Origin of the sequence: Dickeya dadantii NCPPB 898, from assembly GCF_000406145.1 — a bacterium.
GTDB classification, from domain to species: Bacteria; Pseudomonadota; Gammaproteobacteria; order Enterobacterales; family Enterobacteriaceae; genus Dickeya; species Dickeya dadantii.
Window position 1 is genome coordinate 3,008,714 of sequence record NZ_CM001976.1, and the last position, 18,156, is coordinate 3,026,869.

General features: G+C 52.1%; 14 protein-coding genes. 7 read left to right on the forward strand and 7 right to left on the reverse strand.

Features of this window, described 5'->3' with window-relative positions:
* Nucleotides 1–90: 90 nt before the first annotated feature.
* The 6 genes from DDA898_RS13655 to DDA898_RS13680 all read right to left on the reverse strand — a co-directional run bounded on the left by DDA898_RS13655 (nt 91) and on the right by DDA898_RS13680 (nt 9,541).
* Entirely contained in the window at nt 91–1,176 is a 1,086-nt protein-coding gene (locus DDA898_RS13655) for an FkbM family methyltransferase (protein WP_038911469.1), read from the reverse strand.
* Between the two features lie 191 nt (nt 1,177–1,367).
* Complete coding sequence (locus tag DDA898_RS13660; RefSeq protein ID WP_038911470.1) at nt 1,368–2,501, reverse strand: Gfo/Idh/MocA family protein; 1,134 nt, start codon at nt 2,499–2,501, stop codon at nt 1,368–1,370.
* Complete coding sequence (locus DDA898_RS13665; protein WP_050570333.1) at nt 2,498–3,679, reverse strand: ATP-grasp domain-containing protein; 1,182 nt, start codon at nt 3,677–3,679, stop codon at nt 2,498–2,500. Before DDA898_RS13665 ends, DDA898_RS13660 begins: the two co-directional genes overlap by 4 nt.
* 86 nt (nt 3,680–3,765) lie before the next feature.
* A complete protein-coding gene (locus DDA898_RS13670; RefSeq protein WP_033112346.1) occupies nt 3,766–4,890 on the reverse strand; it encodes a DegT/DnrJ/EryC1/StrS family aminotransferase in 1,125 nt (374 codons plus the stop codon).
* Between the two features lie 128 nt (nt 4,891–5,018).
* Nucleotides 5,019–8,465: an O-linked N-acetylglucosamine transferase family protein gene (locus DDA898_RS13675; protein WP_050570334.1), complete on the reverse strand. Its 3,447-nt coding sequence runs from the start codon at nt 8,463–8,465 to the stop codon at nt 5,019–5,021.
* A 233-nt stretch (nt 8,466–8,698) separates the two neighbouring features.
* Nucleotides 8,699–9,541: a flagellin N-terminal helical domain-containing protein gene (locus DDA898_RS13680; protein ID WP_013318483.1), complete on the reverse strand. Its 843-nt coding sequence runs from the start codon at nt 9,539–9,541 to the stop codon at nt 8,699–8,701.
* A 691-nt stretch (nt 9,542–10,232) separates the two neighbouring features.
* On the opposite strand from DDA898_RS13680, the gene fliD reads away from it, so the two are divergent.
* The 3 genes from fliD (at nt 10,233) to fliT (ending at nt 12,515) form a co-directional block, all read left to right on the forward strand.
* The gene (gene fliD, locus DDA898_RS13685; protein WP_269077948.1) at nt 10,233–11,639 is read left to right on the forward strand and encodes a flagellar filament capping protein FliD; all 1,407 of its coding nucleotides are present in this window, start codon (nt 10,233–10,235) and stop codon (nt 11,637–11,639) included.
* 103 nt (nt 11,640–11,742) lie between these two features.
* Entirely contained in the window at nt 11,743–12,153 is a 411-nt protein-coding gene (gene fliS, locus DDA898_RS13690; protein WP_013318485.1) for a flagellar export chaperone FliS, read from the forward strand.
* The gene (gene fliT / locus DDA898_RS13695; protein WP_013318486.1) at nt 12,153–12,515 is read left to right on the forward strand and encodes a flagellar protein FliT; all 363 of its coding nucleotides are present in this window, start codon (nt 12,153–12,155) and stop codon (nt 12,513–12,515) included. The genes fliS and fliT overlap by 1 nt, the downstream gene beginning before the upstream one ends.
* A 182-nt stretch (nt 12,516–12,697) precedes the next feature.
* Here fliT and fliE read toward each other — a convergent pair whose 3' ends face one another.
* Nucleotides 12,698–13,012 (reverse strand): flagellar hook-basal body complex protein FliE, encoded by a 315-nt coding sequence (gene fliE / locus DDA898_RS13700; protein WP_013318487.1) that lies wholly within the window; start codon nt 13,010–13,012, stop codon nt 12,698–12,700.
* 332 nt (nt 13,013–13,344) lie between these two features.
* On the opposite strand from fliE, the gene fliF reads away from it, so the two are divergent.
* The 4 genes from fliF to fliI are packed head-to-tail and all read left to right on the forward strand — an operon-like array spanning nt 13,345 to nt 18,155.
* The gene (gene fliF, locus DDA898_RS13705) at nt 13,345–15,066 is read left to right on the forward strand and encodes a flagellar basal-body MS-ring/collar protein FliF (protein WP_013318488.1); all 1,722 of its coding nucleotides are present in this window, start codon (nt 13,345–13,347) and stop codon (nt 15,064–15,066) included.
* Nucleotides 15,063–16,055, forward strand: a complete 993-nt coding sequence (gene fliG, locus DDA898_RS13710) for a flagellar motor switch protein FliG (protein ID WP_013318489.1) — start codon at nt 15,063–15,065, stop codon at nt 16,053–16,055. Before fliF ends, fliG begins: the two co-directional genes overlap by 4 nt.
* Nucleotides 16,030–16,785, forward strand: coding sequence for a flagellar assembly protein FliH (gene fliH / locus DDA898_RS13715; protein ID WP_013318490.1), 756 nt, complete (start codon nt 16,030–16,032; stop codon nt 16,783–16,785). The genes fliG and fliH overlap by 26 nt, the downstream gene beginning before the upstream one ends.
* Nucleotides 16,785–18,155: a flagellar protein export ATPase FliI gene (fliI, locus tag DDA898_RS13720; protein ID WP_013318491.1), complete on the forward strand. Its 1,371-nt coding sequence runs from the start codon at nt 16,785–16,787 to the stop codon at nt 18,153–18,155. The genes fliH and fliI overlap by 1 nt, the downstream gene beginning before the upstream one ends.
* Nucleotide 18,156: the final 1 nt, after the last annotated feature.

Below are 18,156 nucleotides of genomic sequence, written 5' to 3' on the forward strand. Positions count from 1 at the left end.
TTCATTGTATTTACTGTTACGGCAACATGATCAGGCATATTACATCATGCCTTTCCGGGTGATCGGCACAACCACCCGGAAAGTGACTTATCAGTCGGCCGCCGGGATAAAGAACATGATGGTCTCTGCCCACCCTTCGGTATAGTGGCGCAGATAAATGCGATAATCATTCCGCAGGCTCAGGATATATTCAGGAATCTTCCAGAAGTCGCTCGGATAATGATAAACCGCCACCGCCAGTTTCGGGTGATCATCCTGAATATGCTGTTTCATTCCGGTCAGTGCGGCGATTTCCGCCCCTTCCAGATCCAGCTTGATAAAGGTAACGGGCTCATTGACTACGCTATCCAGCGTCGCCACTTCAATTTTTACGTTCCCTTCCTCCGAAATATGGCTGGCGGAACCATCGCCCGAGGAAAAGCTCAGCGTCGTATTCCGGTCGAACAATCCAAGCGGGTGATAGGTAACGCCATGCAGATGCTGCATATTCTTTTTAGCCAACACCAGCGTATCGCTGCCCGGCTCGAAGAAATGGATGCCGCCATAACCAGGGCAACGTTTGGCGAATTCCAGGCTGGTAAAGCCATCAAACCCGCCGCCATCGACAAAAACCTCGCCATCGGAAAACGTAACGAACGGCTCGAAATACTGCCTGTCGACACAAAAATCGTATTTATCGATCGCGGTCAGGTTGGCTTCCAGGCGAAAACGCAAAATGTCGTCAAATACCTGGCGGGACTCATCATCGACCAGCAGCCCGCGGATCCACTCGAATTTTGCGGTGTTGGTCGCATACTCTTTACGCATCTCGGTAATGCATTCAAGCTGGGGCACCGTGCCGTGGCTCAAATCGGCAAACGCGAAATAGTCCATCACCTCGTTGACGCCTGCCGCCTTCAGTTTTTCCACGCCGGTTCTGGGGCGGGAATTGGTCACTGCAGATACCACCATGCAGTCCTTCTCGATTTGATTCAGGCGCAGCACCGGCTTGCCCAACCATGTCGTCAGGTCGGTGTATTCATCAATAAAACCGTCGACCGGCGCGACGTTGGCGACGGCCTCCGCGTACTGGTTAACGCCCAGTACGTAGTGTTTAACACCATCGGCACGGGTAAACCGCTCAAAAAAGTCAGCTGTTGCGCTGTTCGCTGCCGCAGGCTTACTGGCTGTATTCATTCGTCTTCTCTCCAATACCTTCTGATATCGCAATGAGTCATCACCCTCATCATGCACCGCTCCGACAGGCTGTTGTCGGCAAACGCGGCTTTACCAGTAAAAGTTTAGTGACAGTAACACCGGGTGATCTCTAAACCGATACAGTACAAAATCAGCAACACATTGATTTATATATTTATCAAATCACGGATTTACTCCGTAATCCGAACCTTCTCTCCTCTATGCGCGCTGGCTGCGGCGGCCTGGAGATAACGAATACCGCGCATCGCAACATCGGCGCCAAACACATACTCGCACGCGCCTTCTTTCAGATAAGAAGCAATGTCCTCGTAGTAATTGGCGAACGCTTCAATAAATCCGGCGGGATGGCCGGCTTTAAAACGGTTGTATCGAGGCTGGGATGCGATCAGGTTATCCGGGTGCGTTCTGTCGATCACAGAAGAGACACCGTTGATATTGCTGAGTTTCAAATGCTCAGGGTCCATCTGTAGCCACTCTGCCGATCCTTTGCTGCCATAAACCCGGATACGCAACCCATTGCGATAACCCAGCGCCGCCTTGGTGTACCAGTAATTGCACACGACCTGATTGGTGTAACCGGAAATGCAGTGAACCGTATCCACCACATCCGGGATCTCGCCGAACCGATGGTGCACCGCATATACATCCTGCGCCAGCTCACCAATGATGTAATCCACCATCTGGTGGGCATGCACGCCCAGATCCAGCGACACGGTGGGGATCACGCCGTCATGCTGGCGCCAGTCCTGCGGACGCGGCACCGCCCCGCTTTTCACATGGCGCAAAAAGCCTTCCTGAGGCATTTCAACCATAACCTGCCTGATCTGGCCCAGCTCACCATCGGCGATCCGCTGTTTCAGCTCCCTGACCATTGGGTAACCGGAATAATTGAAGGTGACCAGCAGAGTCCCGTTCATTTTTTCCAGTGCATGCTGAATCTCGGCCACTTCCTCCACGCTGGTCGCCAGCGATTTCTCACAAATCACCGGCAACTGATGCTCAATGCAGGCAATCACAATCTCTTTATGCGTCGGCGTCGGCGTTAGAATGACGACCGCATCCAGTTTACTGGCTTCCGCGTGCAAAAAACCGGTCAAATCGCGGTACACGCGGTCTTCATGAATTCCCCAACTGGCGGCGGTTTGCTGATTGATGTCATCATGGCGGCTGAAAAATCCCGATACCAGTTCGAACTGGCCATCCATCTGCGAAGCAATCTTATGCGTTTCACCGATTGCCGAATTAATGCCTCCGCCGATGAACCCGATTTTTAATGCCCCACCGTTGTTTGTTATGCTTTTCATTGCTCTTTCCCCAGAAAAGAGTGGCTCACCACCAGATGGTGTTTCAGGTTTCCGGTATTTTTTAACAGATGCGCTTTATCATTGAAGGTCATAAAGACGACGGCAGCCCGATCCCCTGGCGCCGGATTCAGCACTTCACCACTTTTTTTCAGCACGACACTTTCCAGTAACTCACCGGGCAACTGGTGATAACGCAGTGCGTTAAAGATCGTTTTTTCAGCCACCGATACGGTATGTCTGGCTACATAATGGCGAGCCGCCGGCCGCTTACTGGCGAATGTCGACGGCAGCGACAGGAAAGGCGCGACAAAATATTCCGCATAAGGGATATCGGTGGAATAACGGATCAGCTGGCAATATAAATCACCCGGACAGCGCCGGGTCAGTTCAATCAGCCAAAAATCATCGCCATTGGCGATAAATTGCGTATGCAGCAAGCCATCACATAGCTTCAGGTCGGCGACAATACTGTTGATGCAGTCACTGACGGCATTTTTCAGCGTTTCACTCATTTGATGAGCCACACAGCTGCTATTCACCTGATAAGGGTAGACCGTGCAATATTCATCAACAAAGAACTCACAAACAATCTCGCCGTTACGAATAAACGCCGAATGGCTGTGCAGCGAGCCCTGCTTGAATTCTTCTATCACCACCTGACCGCTTACCGATGCCGATGCGGCCGACTGGTAAGCCGGCAGAATATCCTGTTCGCGCTGAACCTGAGTAATACCGCGGCCACTGTAGGCATCAACCGGCTTGACCAGAATCGGATACGACAGTTGCCCCACCGATCCAATATCACGTACCGCTTTAGGAATGGGCAGTCCCTTACGCTGTGCATAAGCACGAAACGCATCCTTTTTCAGCAGGATCGCCGTTGTTTCAACCGAATCGAAACCGGGCATACCCAGCGATTGCGCAACCCAGGCGCCGGTTTCGTAAGAGACATCCGTCACGCCCGGCAAAATAGCCTTAATATTTTCCTTTCTGACAATGCCGAGAATGGCCTCTTTGTCCGAATAATCTTCGACAATCGACCGGGTTGCCCGGATATGACCAGGGTCACCGGGTTTGCCGCTGCACACACCAATCGCAACGCCCTGTTCCAGGCACGCTTCCAGCAGAGGCAGCGCAGAAAAACCCGCATCAAGCATTAAGGCATCTATAGTCGACATATCCATTCTCTGTTACCAATATTTTCTCAGGCTTCCCGCTACAACGGGGAGCGCGCACGCCCCTTAGGGCGAAGCAAGCCTGTCACTTAACGCCCGTTTTCACTCAACGTGCGCCCAATAATCTCGATGATGCGATCCTGATCGCCGCTTTCCAGACCTGGATAAATGGGCAGACACAGCACAGCGTTGGCGATGTCGGTCGCCACCGGTAAATTCTCGGCGCCCGCGCTGCCGAGACCACGGTACATCGGAAAACTGCTGATCAGCGGGTAGAAATACCGGCGTGACATGATGCCGTGCTCTTTCAGAGCGTCATAAAGTTTCTCGCGCACATCGAACGAGTAATCATTAACAAAAAGCGGGAAGTAGGCATAATTCCAGTCGATGGAATCCGGCACGCTCAGCGTCCTGATGCTATTAATCTGAGCCAACCCATCACGGTAGTAGCGATAAATACGTTTTCTGTCTTCCAGCGCCTGATCGATATAATTCAGTTGCAACAGGCCAAACGCCGCCTGCACTTCGTTCATTTTGCCGTTAATACCGGGAGCGACCACAGTGGTTTCATCCGCAAAGCCGAAGTTTTTCAGATAATCGATCCGTTTCTTCATTTTTGCGTCGGGGCAAATAATGGCGCCGCCTTCAATGGTGTTGAACACCTTGGTCGCGTGGAAACTCAGAATTGAGAGATCGCCATAATTCAGAATGCTGTCGCCATCCTTTTTCACGCCAAAAGAGTGTGCGGCGTCATAAATCACCTTCAGGCCGTAAACATCCGCAATATTCTGGATTCGATCGACATCGCAAGGAATACCATAACAGTGGACAGGCAGAATAGCGGACGTGAGCGGCGTAATCGCTTCTTCAATCTTTTTAGGATCCAGATTACAGGTAACCGGATCGATATCGACAAAAACTGGCTTGAGGTTATTCCACAATAACGAGTGAGAGGTCGCCACAAACGAATAAGGCGTGGTGATGACTTCGCCGGTAATACGCAACGCCTGCAGCGCCGTCAGCAGCGCCAGCGTGCCGTTCGTGAACAGACACAGATGTTTAACGCCCAGATATTCAGCCAGAGCGTGCTCAAGTTGCTGGTGAAAAGGCCCACCGTTCGTCAGATATTTGTTATCCCATATCTTTTCCAGATAGGGCGTAAATTCATCAAGCGGAGGCAGTAAAGGGCTCGTTACGTAGATGTTCTTACTCATCATTGACCTGTCCTTGCGCTTATGTCGCCATACATAAAGCAGCATTGTCTGTTTATTATCGCTATTACCGCTGCCGCCACCGCCTTGTCATCCAGGTGAAAAGCAGCCCCTTCGGGTTTTACGTAAGCTTATGATTCATTTTCCCAGTCAATGCTGAATGTTCTGGGCTCTTTTCCTTCGCAATAAATCTGCCACGCGTTGCGTATGGCGCGTTCGAAATAAATAGACGGCGATAAAACGGAATTCATTCTGGCGGCGATGCGTCCACGAATTCCGGCGCGCACGTCGCTGAGTTTTTCCAGTGATTGACGCCAGTACAGCGCCTTTTGTACAAACTCGTCTTCTTCCGTCGCGATAAAGTCATCCAACCCCAGAATACGCATGGTGACGCTGCCTTGACGTGAAGCGATGGACTCGCCTTCACGAGTCAGCACCGGTACGCCCATCCAGGCGGCGTGACTCACCGTGGTCCCACCGGTATACGGATAGGTATCCAGCAGCAGATCTACTTCGCGGTGCATTCCCAGATATTCTTTCAAGCCGGTCCGCATGCGGAAAGACAGTTGCTCTTCCTTCACCCCGAACTCGACCAACCGGTCACGGAAGTAGTCGATGGTTTCCTGACCCGTCATGTACCCCATGATTAGCCGGGAATCCGGCATCGCCGTCAGAACCTTCGCCCACAGGGCCAGGGTTTCGTCAGTAATTTTCTGCGGACGATTGAAACTGGCAAACGTCAAATAACCGTTTTTCAATGCCGGCAGTTCATTCACTTCCGGGCTATCTTTGACCGGCTCAAAATATTTCACCGAAGGCAAATAAATGATTTTTTCCGTCAGATACGGATCGAGCGCACCGCCCTGGATGTAATGCAAATCAAGCAGGATGTAATCAACGCTCTTCATACCGGTGGTTCCGGGATAACCGATCCAGGTCATCTGGATCGGGGCGGGTTTCAGCGCCAGCGCCGGCAACCGGTTATAAGCGGTATGTCCGGACAGATCGATCAGAATGTCGATTTCGTCCTTATTGATGAGCGTCGCCAATTCGAGGTCGCCCATCTTGTCGACATCATGCCAGCCAGCCGCGGTCTGTTTTAGGCTCTCGGCCTTTTCATCGTTACGTTGAAAACTTGAGTAGGCGTAAAGCGAGAACGCGCCTCGATCAAGCGAATTCCAGATAGGTTCAAGGAAATTCGTCACCGGATGGTTGCCAAAGTCGCCGGAAACGAAACCAATGCGTAGCGGGCGTTGAGCGGCTTTATCAAGGGAGTAGGCAAACTGGCAGTGATGGCGCTCGGCCGCTTCTTCCACGCGCTTACCGAATAACAGGTGTTCCTGAAACAGCGCCTGCGGCGTCACATTGACATCGTGAGACAGCCCCAGCAGCAGGTTGCTGTACAGATGAAACGCCTGGGGCATCAGCTCAATGGTTTTACGATGGTACTGAATGGCGTCTTTTCGCCCCAGGTTATGGCAAACCATCCCCATATGGCTGATAAAATTGGGGTTTTCCGGCTCAATCTGCAGAGCCTTCTCCATACATTTAAACGCTGAATCCAGGTTATGGGTGAGATTCAACAAAATTGCCAGCGTGTCCCACGCCAGCCCTTTTTGCTTATCACAACGCAAGACTTTTCTGGTCAGCGCCATGCCCTGATGCAGTTCGTTCTTTTTCCAGAAGCACACCGCCAGATCAATATAAAAATCCCAGTTGAAAGGCATCAGCGCAATTGCTCTGGTAATGATGCTCAGCGCGCCATCAAAATCGCCGGTACGGACATAGGTATTCACGAAGGGATACCAGACCCACAGGTTGTCGGGATAGGTACTGATAATCTCTTCCGCTTTTGTTCTGACATCGGCAAACTGCCCCAGTGTGGTTAGCCGATCAATCTCTTCGTACACCTTCCGGTTGAGCGTGTTTCTATCCTGCGGCTTACTCTTTTTATGCGCCGACGATTTTTCCGGTTCAACAAAGCCGCCCGCACTGGTTTCACTGATGTACATCACCAGCGACTGAATATAAACAGCAACCTGCCCGGCATCGGCCTCTACGATCGCTTCCTGCAAGTAGTCTCGCCACGCGCGCGGCGTTCCCCATATCACGCCTTTATTACGCAGCGCCCAAAGCTGGCTGTAAAACGCCTTATCCTTGTTCAGAGTCGATGATGACAGCTGTTGCAGGAACCGCCGCTCGTCACTATCAAGCGACACCGGTTCATGCCAGAAATTGAATGCCAGATCGGTCGTGGCAATACCGGGCAACCCAGTCAGCGTCTTATGTCGACTGTTCCGGTAAGTACAATTCCCCATCCGCGTGTAAATGCCATCGATCCCTTTCACAAACAGGTTCTTTAACGCATCCAGCACATTCTGCCGATGATTCTCAGCTTCCTTTTCCGGCAGCAGGGTATTAAAGACCAATTGATCCAGAGTCAAACTGGCCGGCCAGGCTTCCCCCAACGCATCCAGAATACTTAATACCACCGGGTTTTCCGTGCTGATGGTCTCACCGTTACCGGATCGGTGGGCATTCAGCGTAGCGCCATTGCTTGCCGTAACACGTTGAAAATTACCCGCCCAGTTGAAATCCGCCAGCCGGGAAAGCTCGGGGGCCGGCAGCACCGCCTCCGCCCTCGCCTGTGGAACCAGCATACTGAACCGCTGGGAGCGGTTAACGGCGAAATCGAGGTATTGCTGGCGCAGATAGGTGGTATTTTCAGGGCAAATCGTCTCGTGCAAGCGCGAAACCTGATCGCCGTAATGCCCCGCCAGTTCTGTGTAGGCGCGAACATCGCCGACATAGGCAAAGCCGGTTTGGGTAATCTGTGAATAGAAATCAACGAAATAACAAGGCTGGTTCAGCCCCTGCAAATAATGCAGCGCAAAATCCACATCGGACTGTTTTTCCGCTTGTTCAATAAAGGTTTTCAGCGCCGCATTCTGGGGATTATCCGGGGATGTTCCCAACGACAGATAGGTCAGCATCGCGCGGGCGCTGGTTTGCGCCGTCTTTTCATCATTAGCGAGGCTGCTGTGAAGCTGAATAGCGTCCCGCAGGATTTCACCGGTCTTCCACCCTGGATAGGTGTTGTAGCAATAGCAGACGATGCCTTCCGCGGTCAGGTGCTCACTACAGAATCGCAGCAGCGCTTCCCGCGTCTCGCCACCGATAAGACTGAACAGGCCGTGGATAATGATGTAATCGAATTTTCCAGGATCGCAAGCCAGCAGAGATTCGAGGTCCAGGGCAAATAACGCGATATTGTCCAGTTCCAACTGCTTTATCAGAGCACTGCCTTTTTCAATTTGCTCCGCATCAAGATCGACCCCGACAGACTGCGACTGTGGATTAGCCAGCGCAAAAGGCAGCAAATTGCCGCCATCCTTGCACCCAATCTCAAGCACGCGTGCATTTTCCGGCGCAACCGACTTGATGCCATAAAGATGTGCGGTAGCTTGCAGATGGAAAGGCGCGGTGTAAGGAACGGGAGGGGCCATCGAACTCAATGGAATTTTACCAGTATCGTCACCCAGGTCGTCATTATTCGCTAAAGGTTGTGTATCTGGCATGGTCACAAGGAATTTCCTTCAATACTTTATGCGGAGATAAAATTGTTTGTAGTATATAAGAAAACCCTTTTCACCAATCCTCTGAGCATCAAATTATAACTTCCCTATTTCGCCGCTTAAGAAGCCGATTTTTATTCTGATAAATTTATTTATCCCGACCGTGTCACAAAATAAAAAACCAACCCCGAAGGGTTGGCTTTTTTAATTCGCTATTGCGACTGCGTAAACAGGGATTACTGCAGCAGTTTCAGAACAGTCTGCGGTACCTGGTTAGCCTGAGCCAGTACAGAAGTACCAGCCTGCTGCAGAATCTGCGCACGGCTCATGTTGGATACTTCGGTCGCGTAATCAGCATCCTGGATACGGCTACGTGCGTTGCTCAGGTTGTTGATGGTGTTGCTCAGGTTGTCAATGGTAGACTGGAAGCGGTTCAGCGTCGCACCGATGTTCGCTTTAGCGGTGTTGATGGTCTGCAGAGCAGTATCAATCGCAGAAACCAGTGCAGTAGCGCCTGCAGCTGTAGACACGTCGGTATTGGTAGTGGTGATACCCAGGCCACCAGAAGTAGCGTTGATCAGTGCAGAGCTACCCACAGAGATGGCGTCGTTAGCAGTGGTGCCTGCGCCAACCTGAATGTTGAAGCCGGTAGCGGTAACAGTACCGTCCAGCAGCGCTTTGCCGTTGAAGTTTGCGCTGGCGGCAACACGGTTGATTTCATCAACACGACGGTTAATTTCAGTCTGGATTGCAGTACGGTCGTTAGTACCGTTAGTGTCGTTCGCTGCCTGTACGGCCAGCTCACGGATACGCTGCAGGTTGTCGTTGATGGTATCCAGGTTACCTTCAGCGGTCTGAACCAGAGACACACCGTCGTTAGCGTTTTTAGAAGCCTGAGTCAGACCTTTGATCTGAGCGGTCATACCGTTAACGATACCAGAACCCGCTGCGTTGTCTTTGGCGCTGTTGATAGCCAGGCCAGAGGACAGACGTTCGATAGCAGTCTGCAGGGAAGATTGAGATTTGTTCAGGTTGGTCTGGGCCAACAGCGACATACTGTTAGTATTAATGACTGCCATAATTATATTCCTTTCATCTCTATTAATGGGGATGGGCTGTTGCCCCCGGTGTCATCACCGTCACTAACTGTATCGGCCGGTGTAAAACAACCTTTAGTTTTTTTTGAAATTTTCGTATCCCCCGGGAAAAACCAGTCAGGCCGGCACCTGCGGTAAGTAGAATAAAGGAAAGACGGTAATTTGCAGGGAATGTGATAACCACTCATACCGCATTTAACAGCCTGCTATAAAATGTCATTGCCGCTTCATTCTCCCTCTATACTTTATAAGGTATCTTGCGTATCAACCTAGTCATGCTGGCATGGGCGCGTTAAGGTTTCATCGTACGCAAACCCAAATATCAGTCAGTAACACAGTCTGTGGTCAGGACATACGTCGCCAGTGAGTAGATATGATGTCATCGGCTTCTAACATGCAGCCAGCAGCGATACACTCAATGCCGGCGGCAAGCCGAAAACACTCGATTGCAACTGTTGCTCCCGGCACATACGCATCGTGACGGGATAAAATCCGCAGACAGTTCATGCGCGATGAAAATCAGGGATGGTAACGATTACGCTGAAATTTACATTACGTCTGTAAACTTTTCGTATACAGTGCCGATAAGACTGTCAGTTCACAATTTAAACGGAAGGGTATCTCTATGGCTACGACGGTTAGCAGTAACTCAGACATCATTTCATCGATAGGTATGAACTTGGGTACGTCAGTCAGTGGTTCTTCACTTGACTTGAGTTCACTGATAAGCAAGCTGCAAACCGTTGAAGAGCAGCGGCTGACCCCCTATAACAATAAGCAGACCTCGCTGAGCAAGCAGGCAACCGCCTATACCACCGTTGAATCGGCGATGAAGAACTTGCAGAGTGCTACCACGACTCTGCAAAACATGAAGACCATCACGTCAACGGCCGTGACCAGCACCAATACCGCATTCAGCGCCAGCACCGACAGTACTGCGGTAGCGGGTTCCTACAGTGTTTTCGTCAATAATATCGCGCAGGCGCAGTCGCAAATCTCCGGTAATTTTAGCAGCGCATCAACCGCGTTGGTATCAGGCGGGACTTCCAGCACCAGCAGCACGATCACGATTACGCAATCCAGCCAGTCTACGCCGTTGACGATTACGCTAACCGATGACAAAACGTCATTAAACGATATCCGTGATGCTATTAACAACGCCGGCGGTAGCGTCAGCGCCACTATCCTTAACGACGGCACCAACAACAAACTGATTCTGACGGCAAAAGACACTGGCACGAAATCCGCGATGAGCATCTCAGTCAGTGGTTCGCTTTCCAGCTCACTGGGCAGTTTCACCGAGCAGGTTGCAGCCAAAGATGCCTCATTCACGATCAACGGCGTGTCAGTAACCAGCCAGAGCAATACGGTGACTACCGCCATCAGCGGTGTGACGTTGAACCTTAAAGCGGCCTCCACTACCGGCTCAAACGCGGAAAGCCTGACGATTGCATCGGATATCACCAATACTGAAAAAGCAGTTCAGAATTGGGTGACCGCCTATAACAATGTGCTGGACGTCATCAAGACCCAGACCAATTACACTGCGCCGACATCAACCGAGCAGTCTGACGGCACCCAGTCATCCAGCAATGGTGCGCTGGTCAGTGACAGTACCATTCGTGCAATTAAGCGACAGTTACAGGGCCTGATGAGCAACTTTCAGGGTAGCGGCTCACTGAACACGATGGCCGATCTGGGAATTACCCAAGATCCGACCAATGACGGTAAACTGACTGTCGACAACACCAAACTGGAAAGCACGTTGAAAAGCAGCGCCAGTAGCGTGGCGCAATTCTTTGTTGGCAACGGCACCACCACTGGATTTGCCACTCAAGCGGGAAATTACCTGACCCAGACAGTGGATTCGGCAGATGGTCTGATCAAATCGGCCCAGGCGAGTATCAAAACCAGCCAGGCTAGCGTAACTAAACAGCTCGCCAGCATCCAGGACAGTATTGATTCCACGATGGCGCGCTACAAGACCCAGTTTACTAATCTCAATACTCTGCTGTCCAAACTGTCGTCAACCAGTTCTTACCTGACACAACAGTTTAATAAAACCAGCAGTTCCAGCTAATTAAGCTAGGTGGTGTATGACGTGCGTTGCATTTAGGGCACGTCATACATACAGATATTATTATCTTTTTATTTATTGTTAATCGGTTATCCAACGCATGGTCATGTATAGAAAGAATGTCAGTCAGGCTTATGCTCAGGTCGGTGTGGAAAGCGCGGTGATGAGCGCCAGTCCACATCAGCTCATTGTTATGCTGTTTGAGGGTACCAAGAGCGCGCTTGTCCGGGCTAGAATTCTTATTGAACAGAATGACATCGTCGGTAAAGGGAACGCGCTATCCAAGGCCATCGATATTATCAGTAATGGGTTGAAACTCGGACTGGATATGGAAAAAGGCGGCGAACTGGCAGAGAACCTTTCCGATCTTTACGACTACATGGTGCGTCGGTTATTGCATGCCAATATTAATAATGATTTGCAGGCAATCATAGAAGTGGAAGCCCTTCTCGGTAATATTGCGGATGCATGGAAACAAATTGGACCTGGTTATCAACCAACGACGGAAACGCGCTAATGGAAAACCTCTCTCCATTACTAATTGAGTATCAGGGGTTACTCAAACTCATCCGAAATATCAAGGCCATGGCGCTTAACGGATTATGGGATGATGTTGTTGAACAGGAGATAGTTTATATCCAGTCAATAGAGAGAATCAGCCAGATTAACGTTCCAGCCAATATTCCCAGCACTGTGCAATTACAGTTCCGGCAGCTTCTTCAGGACATACTGGATACGGAATCACAGGTGAAAGAGCTGCTGCAGAACAGAATGCAGGAGCTGGCGGTACTCATCCAGCAATCACAAAATCAAAAATCGATTAACAACACTTATGCCGAGTTTTCCGACGATATTCTCCCGGGAAAACCGCAGCCCTGATTAACACAGCCCTTGCATACGAGCCCTGACTTCCCCAAAAGGGGCTCTTTTATTCCAAAAAAATCAGGGTGAATAACCATGGTCATTCACCCTTTTCTCGAAGTGCTTGCCGAATACAACGATCAATAAAAACACAGCAATCAATAAAAGCAGATATAATAAAACAGCGTTTTGCTTGCCGACTATATCGTCATATTCATGACTTCCTGGTAAGCCGAGACCAGTTTATTACGCACCTGAACCCCCATTTGCAAAGCAATCGAGGCCTTCTGGTTGTCAACCATGACGTCATTCAGAGCGACCCCAGGTTTGCCCAACGTGAATGCTTCGGCTTGCGTCTGAGCCTGCGTCCTGGTTTCGTTGATTTTCTCAAGCGCCGCTTTCAGCTCGCTGGCAAAACCAGCCTGGGACGCAACGTTGGAATCCGGTCCACCGGCTGCTTTGGTTGCGGTAATCTGCATCTGCTGCAATACCGCGTCGATACCCTGAATAGACATGCCTGCTTCCTCAACTAAAGATTGAGAATGATATAAAAACCAAATAAATGATAAACATATGTATATGCAGCAAACGAACTACGGCATCAGCACCGTTTATTTCACATACATCTCTTTACAGGTTCAATACGCTACCATATCCATAAGGTAGTAAATCGTATAAATGACATTAAAAATGCCAGCTTATCGACCCATCAAATTTTGCGTAACGGAAAATAATGGCATGCCGGTAAATGTAGGCGATGAGTTTTTATGATTGCGCAATCAGGGAGTTCTGTTTTGTTACGTTACAACGTTACCCATATCGTTCAGCAACCAGGCAGAGATAGAGTATGAACGCCTTAACATCCGGCGCCGCAACCGGTGGGAAAAGCTTTGGCGAGATACTCAACCGTTTGCGTGCCAACCCTAAAATTCCTTTACTGATTGCTTCCGCTGCGACTATTGCGATTGTTGTCGCCCTGTCATTGTGGGCTCGCGGCCCCGACTATCGGGTGCTGTACACCAACCTCAATGAACGTGATGGCGGCAGTATTGTCTCCGAACTGGGCAAAATGAATATCCCTTACCGCTTCACCGAAAGCGGCGCGGCCATCATGATCCCGTCGGACAAGGTTTATGAAACACGCCTGAAACTCGCCCAGCAGGGGTTACCGAAAGGCGGCGCTGTTGGCTTTGAGCTGCTTGACCAGGAAAAATTCGGCATTAGCCAGTTCAGCGAACAAATCAACTATCAACGCGCGCTGGAAGGCGAACTGGCGAGAACCATGGAAACCCTGGGGCCGATCCAGAATGCGCGCGTACATCTGGCCATCCCCAAGCCATCGCTGTTCGTGCGCGAACAAAAATCCCCTTCCGCAGCGGTTACCGTTACTCTGCAACCGGGTCGAGCGCTTGACGATAGCCAGATTAGTGCCATTACCTATCTGGTTTCCAGCAGTGTAGCCGGTCTGCCGGCCGACAAGGTCACCGTCGTTGACCAGACCGGTAAGCTGCTGACGCAAAATGACAGCTCAGGACGCGACCTCAATGCCGCGCAGCTGAAATATGCCAATGAAGTCGAAAGTAATTACCAGCGCCGGATTGAAGCGATTTTGACGCCAGTGGTAGGCGCGGGCAATGTCCATGCGCAAGTCACCGCCCAGATCGATTTCGCCAGCCGCGAACAGACGGATGAACAGTATCAACCTAACCAGACGCCGAATCAGGCTGCGGTACGTTCTCAGCAAAACAGTCAGAGCGATCAGCGCGGCGGCCCTAACGTAGGTGGCGTGCCTGGCGCATTATCGAATACACCGACACCGGCGCCGACCGCGCCTATTTCTACCCCGCCGGCAAACAACGCTAATAACGCGAACAATGCCAATAATGCGAACAACGCTAATGCCAATACGGCGGGTACCAATACTCAGACATCCGCCGGCAACGCGGCCAATCAGACGTACAACAGCCGCCATGATCAGACGATCAACTATGAAGTTGATCGCACCATCCGGCACACCAAACAAAACACCGGCAATGTTCAGCGTTTGTCCGTCGCTGTCGTGGTTAACTACACGCAGGGCGAAGACGGCAAACCGGCTGCGCTCAATGACGACCAACTAAAGAAAATCGAAGCACTGGTCCGTGAATCCATGGGGTTCTCCAATGATCGTGGTGATACCCTGAACGTGGTTAATACACCGTTCACCATCACCGATGCCACTGGCGGCGAACTGCCCTTCTGGCAGAAACAGGCGTTCTTCGATCTGCTGACAGAAGTAGGCCGCTGGCTGCTGGTGCTGATTGTTGGCTGGATTCTGTATCGTAAACTGGTGCGTCCGCAGTTGCAGAGACGTGCTCAGGTGCAGGAAGCAGCCGAAGCGGCAGCCTCGTTGCGCGGTCAGGATGCGGATGTCACCGTCACGCTCAGTACAATGGAAGAAGAACTGCAGCGGAAATCCGAGCAGCGGGCTCATGCAGAAATGCACAGCCAGCGTGTCCGTGAGCTGGCCGAGAATGATCCTCGCGTCGTCGCGCTGGTAATCCGCCACTGGATGAGTAACGAACTATGAGTCTGACAGGTACAGAAAAGAGCGCCGTTTTATTGATGACTATCGGCGAAGACCGTGCGGCAGAAGTTTTTACGCACCTTTCAACCCGCGAAGTGCAGCACCTCAGTACTGCGATGGCCAACATGAAACAGGTCTCTCAGTCTGAGTTGCTGGAAGTTTTGCGCGAGTTTGATATTGAGGCCGAGCAGTATGCGGCGTTGGGTGTGAACGCCGGCGAATACCTTCGTTCTGTCCTGGTCAAAGCATTGGGTGAAGAGCGTGCCTCCAGCCTGCTGGAAGATATCCTTGAAAGCAAGGAAACCTCTACCGGTATGGAAACGCTCAACTTTATGGAGCCGCAAAGCGCCGCCGACCTTATCCGCGACGAACACCCGCAGATTATCGCCACCATCCTGGTGCACCTCAAACGCGCACAGGCGGCGGATATTCTGGCCCACTTCGACGAACGCATGCGTAATGACGTTATGCTGCGTATCGCCACGTTCGGCGGGGTGCAACCGTCAGCTCTGGCGGAACTGACCGAAGTGCTTAACGGGCTGCTGGACGGTCAAAACCTCAAGCGCAGCAAGATGGGTGGTGTTCGTACTGCGGCAGAGATTATCAACCTGATGAAAACGCAGCACGAAGAAGCGGTTATCGATGCCGTGCGCGAATTCGACGGCGAGTTGGCACAGAAAATTATCGACGAAATGTTCCTGTTCGAAAACCTGGTGGAAGTGGACGATCGCAGTATCCAGCGTCTGCTGCAGGAAGTGGAATCCGAGTCTCTGCTGATCGCGCTGAAAGGCGCCGAACAGCCGCTGCGCGAGAAGTTCCTGCGCAACATGTCGCAACGTGCGGCGGAAATCTTGCGCGACGATCTGGCGACCCGTGGTCCGGTACGTATGTCCCAGGTGGAAAACGAACAGAAAGCCATTTTGCTCATTGTACGTCGCCTGGCAGACAGCGGCGAAATGATTATCGGTGGTGGCGATGACGCGTTCGTCTAACTCTTCCAGCAATCTTGACTGGCAGCCATGGAAACTGGATGACCTGTCCTCCCCTACGCCTGCTGTCGCGGACGTGGTGACGCCGGCATCGTCTTTTCCGGCTTCGCCGTCGGCGCAACCTGGGGACAACGACTTTTTCGGTATGTCCGACTTTCAGCAGCCGGAGGATGACCTGGCAACCCTGCGCGAGCAGGTGCTGCAACAGGCGCGGGAGAACGGGTTCGCCGAAGGCAAGCAACAGGGTTACGCCGCCGGTTATCAGGACGGACTTCAGGCTGGCACGCAGCAGGGTTTACAGGATGCCGCTCAGCAGCAGCAGCCGGTGATTGCCCAGATGCAACAAATGGTCAATGAATTCCAGCAAACGCTGGACGCTCTGGACAGCGTCATTGTCTCACGCCTGATGCAACTGGCCTTAACCGCCGCCAAGCAGGTCATTGGCCAATCACCGGTTTGTGACGGTACGGCGCTAATGGGGCAAATACAGCAGTTGATCCAGCAGGAGCCGATGTTCAGCGGCAAGCCGCAGTTGCGCGTACACCCATCGGATCTGGATCGGGTGGAACAGCACCTCGGCCCTACTCTCAGCCTGCATGGCTGGCGGTTGTTGGCGGATAACCAGTTGCACCCGGGCGGCTGCAAGGTCAGCGCCGAAGAAGGGGATCTGGACTCCAGCATTGCCACGCGCTGGCATGAACTTTGCCGACTGGCAGCACCGGGAGAACTCTGATGACTGTGCGTCTTTCCCGTTGGCTCTCTTCTATCGATGCGTTTGAAAAGCGTATCGCCAATACGCCTGCGATACGCCGTTACGGACGGCTGACGCGTGCGACGGGATTGGTGCTTGAAGCGACCGGCCTGCACATGCCGCTGGGTTCAACCTGCCTGATTGAACGCCAGACCGGCAATCAGGTCGACGAAGTAGAAAGCGAAGTCGTCGGTTTTAACGGCCAGAAACTGTTCCTGATGCCGCTCGAAGAAGTCGAGGGGATCATCCCGGGAGCGAGAGTCTATGAACGCGTCGGCCTTTCCGGCAGCAGCCAGGGCAAGCAACTACCGCTAGGTCCGGCATTGCTGGGCCGCGTGCTGGATGGCAGCGCCAAGCCGCTGGACGGCTTTCCGGCGCCTGATACCGGCTACACCGCGCCACTGGTGACCGCGCCGTTCAACCCGCTTCAGCGTACGCCGATTGAACACGTTCTGGATGTCGGCGTGCGTGCCATTAACGCATTGCTGACGGTGGGCCGCGGTCAACGTATGGGGCTGTTCGCCGGTTCCGGCGTTGGTAAAAGTGTGCTGCTCGGAATGATGGCGCGCTATACTCAAGCCGATGTGATCGTAGTCGGCCTGATCGGCGAGCGTGGGCGAGAAGTCAAAGACTTCATCGAAAATATTCTCGGCACAGAGGGGCTTGCCCGCTCTGTGGTGATCGCCGCTCCGGCGGATGTCTCTCCCCTGCTGCGTATGCAGGGCGCGGCTTATGCTACGCGCATCGCAGAAGATTTCCGCGACCGTGGTCATCATGTATTGCTGATTATGGATTCGCTGACGCGTTATGCGATGGCTCAACGTGAAATCGCACTGGCGATTGGCGAACCGCCCGCAACCAAAGGTTATCCGCCTTCGGTTTTTGCTAAATTACCCGCTCTGGTAGAGCGTGCAGGCAACGGTATTTCCGGTGGCGGTTCTATCACGGCGTTTTATACGGTGTTGACCGAAGGCGACGACCAGCAGGACCCAATTGCCGATTCGGCTCGCGCCATTCTGGACGGTCATATTGTGCTGTCCCGCCAGTTGGCGGAGTCCGGGCACTATCCGGCCATTGATATCGAAGCGTCTATTAGCCGTGCGATGACGGCGTTAATAGATGAAAACCATTATTCTGCGGTAAGGCAATTCAAGCAGTCGCTATCCAGCTATCAGCGCAACCGCGATCTGATTAATGTCGGCGCTTATGCCGCCGGTAGCGATCCGCTGCTGGATCGGGCAATACAACTTTATCCGCAGATGCAACACTTTTTGCAGCAGGGAATGTTTGAGCGAAGCTCATTTGAGGAAGCCTGTCAGGCACTGGATAACATTTTCCCGTATAATCGGTAGG

Bases quoted from the DNA above. Each gene is read 5' to 3' on its own strand.
- DDA898_RS13655 (WP_038911469.1), bottom strand. From the start codon at position 1,176: ATGAATACAGCCAGTAAGCCTGCGGCAGCGAACAGCGCAACAGCTGAC.
- DDA898_RS13660 (WP_038911470.1), bottom strand. From the start codon at position 2,501: ATGAAAAGCATAACAAACAACGGTGGGGCATTAAAAATCGGGTTCATC.
- DDA898_RS13665 (WP_050570333.1), bottom strand. From the start codon at position 3,679: ATGTCGACTATAGATGCCTTAATGCTTGATGCGGGTTTTTCTGCGCTG.
- DDA898_RS13670 (WP_033112346.1), bottom strand. From the start codon at position 4,890: ATGAGTAAGAACATCTACGTAACGAGCCCTTTACTGCCTCCGCTTGAT.
- DDA898_RS13675 (WP_050570334.1), bottom strand. From the start codon at position 8,465: ATGCCAGATACACAACCTTTAGCGAATAATGACGACCTGGGTGACGAT.
- DDA898_RS13680 (WP_013318483.1), bottom strand. From the start codon at position 9,541: ATGGCAGTCATTAATACTAACAGTATGTCGCTGTTGGCCCAGACCAAC.
- fliD (WP_269077948.1), top strand. From the start codon at position 10,233: ATGAACTTGGGTACGTCAGTCAGTGGTTCTTCACTTGACTTGAGTTCA.
- fliS (WP_013318485.1), top strand. From the start codon at position 11,743: ATGTATAGAAAGAATGTCAGTCAGGCTTATGCTCAGGTCGGTGTGGAA.
- fliT (WP_013318486.1), top strand. From the start codon at position 12,153: ATGGAAAACCTCTCTCCATTACTAATTGAGTATCAGGGGTTACTCAAA.
- fliE (WP_013318487.1), bottom strand. From the start codon at position 13,012: ATGTCTATTCAGGGTATCGACGCGGTATTGCAGCAGATGCAGATTACC.
- fliF (WP_013318488.1), top strand. From the start codon at position 13,345: ATGAACGCCTTAACATCCGGCGCCGCAACCGGTGGGAAAAGCTTTGGC.
- fliG (WP_013318489.1), top strand. From the start codon at position 15,063: ATGAGTCTGACAGGTACAGAAAAGAGCGCCGTTTTATTGATGACTATC.
- fliI (WP_013318491.1), top strand. From the start codon at position 16,785: ATGACTGTGCGTCTTTCCCGTTGGCTCTCTTCTATCGATGCGTTTGAA.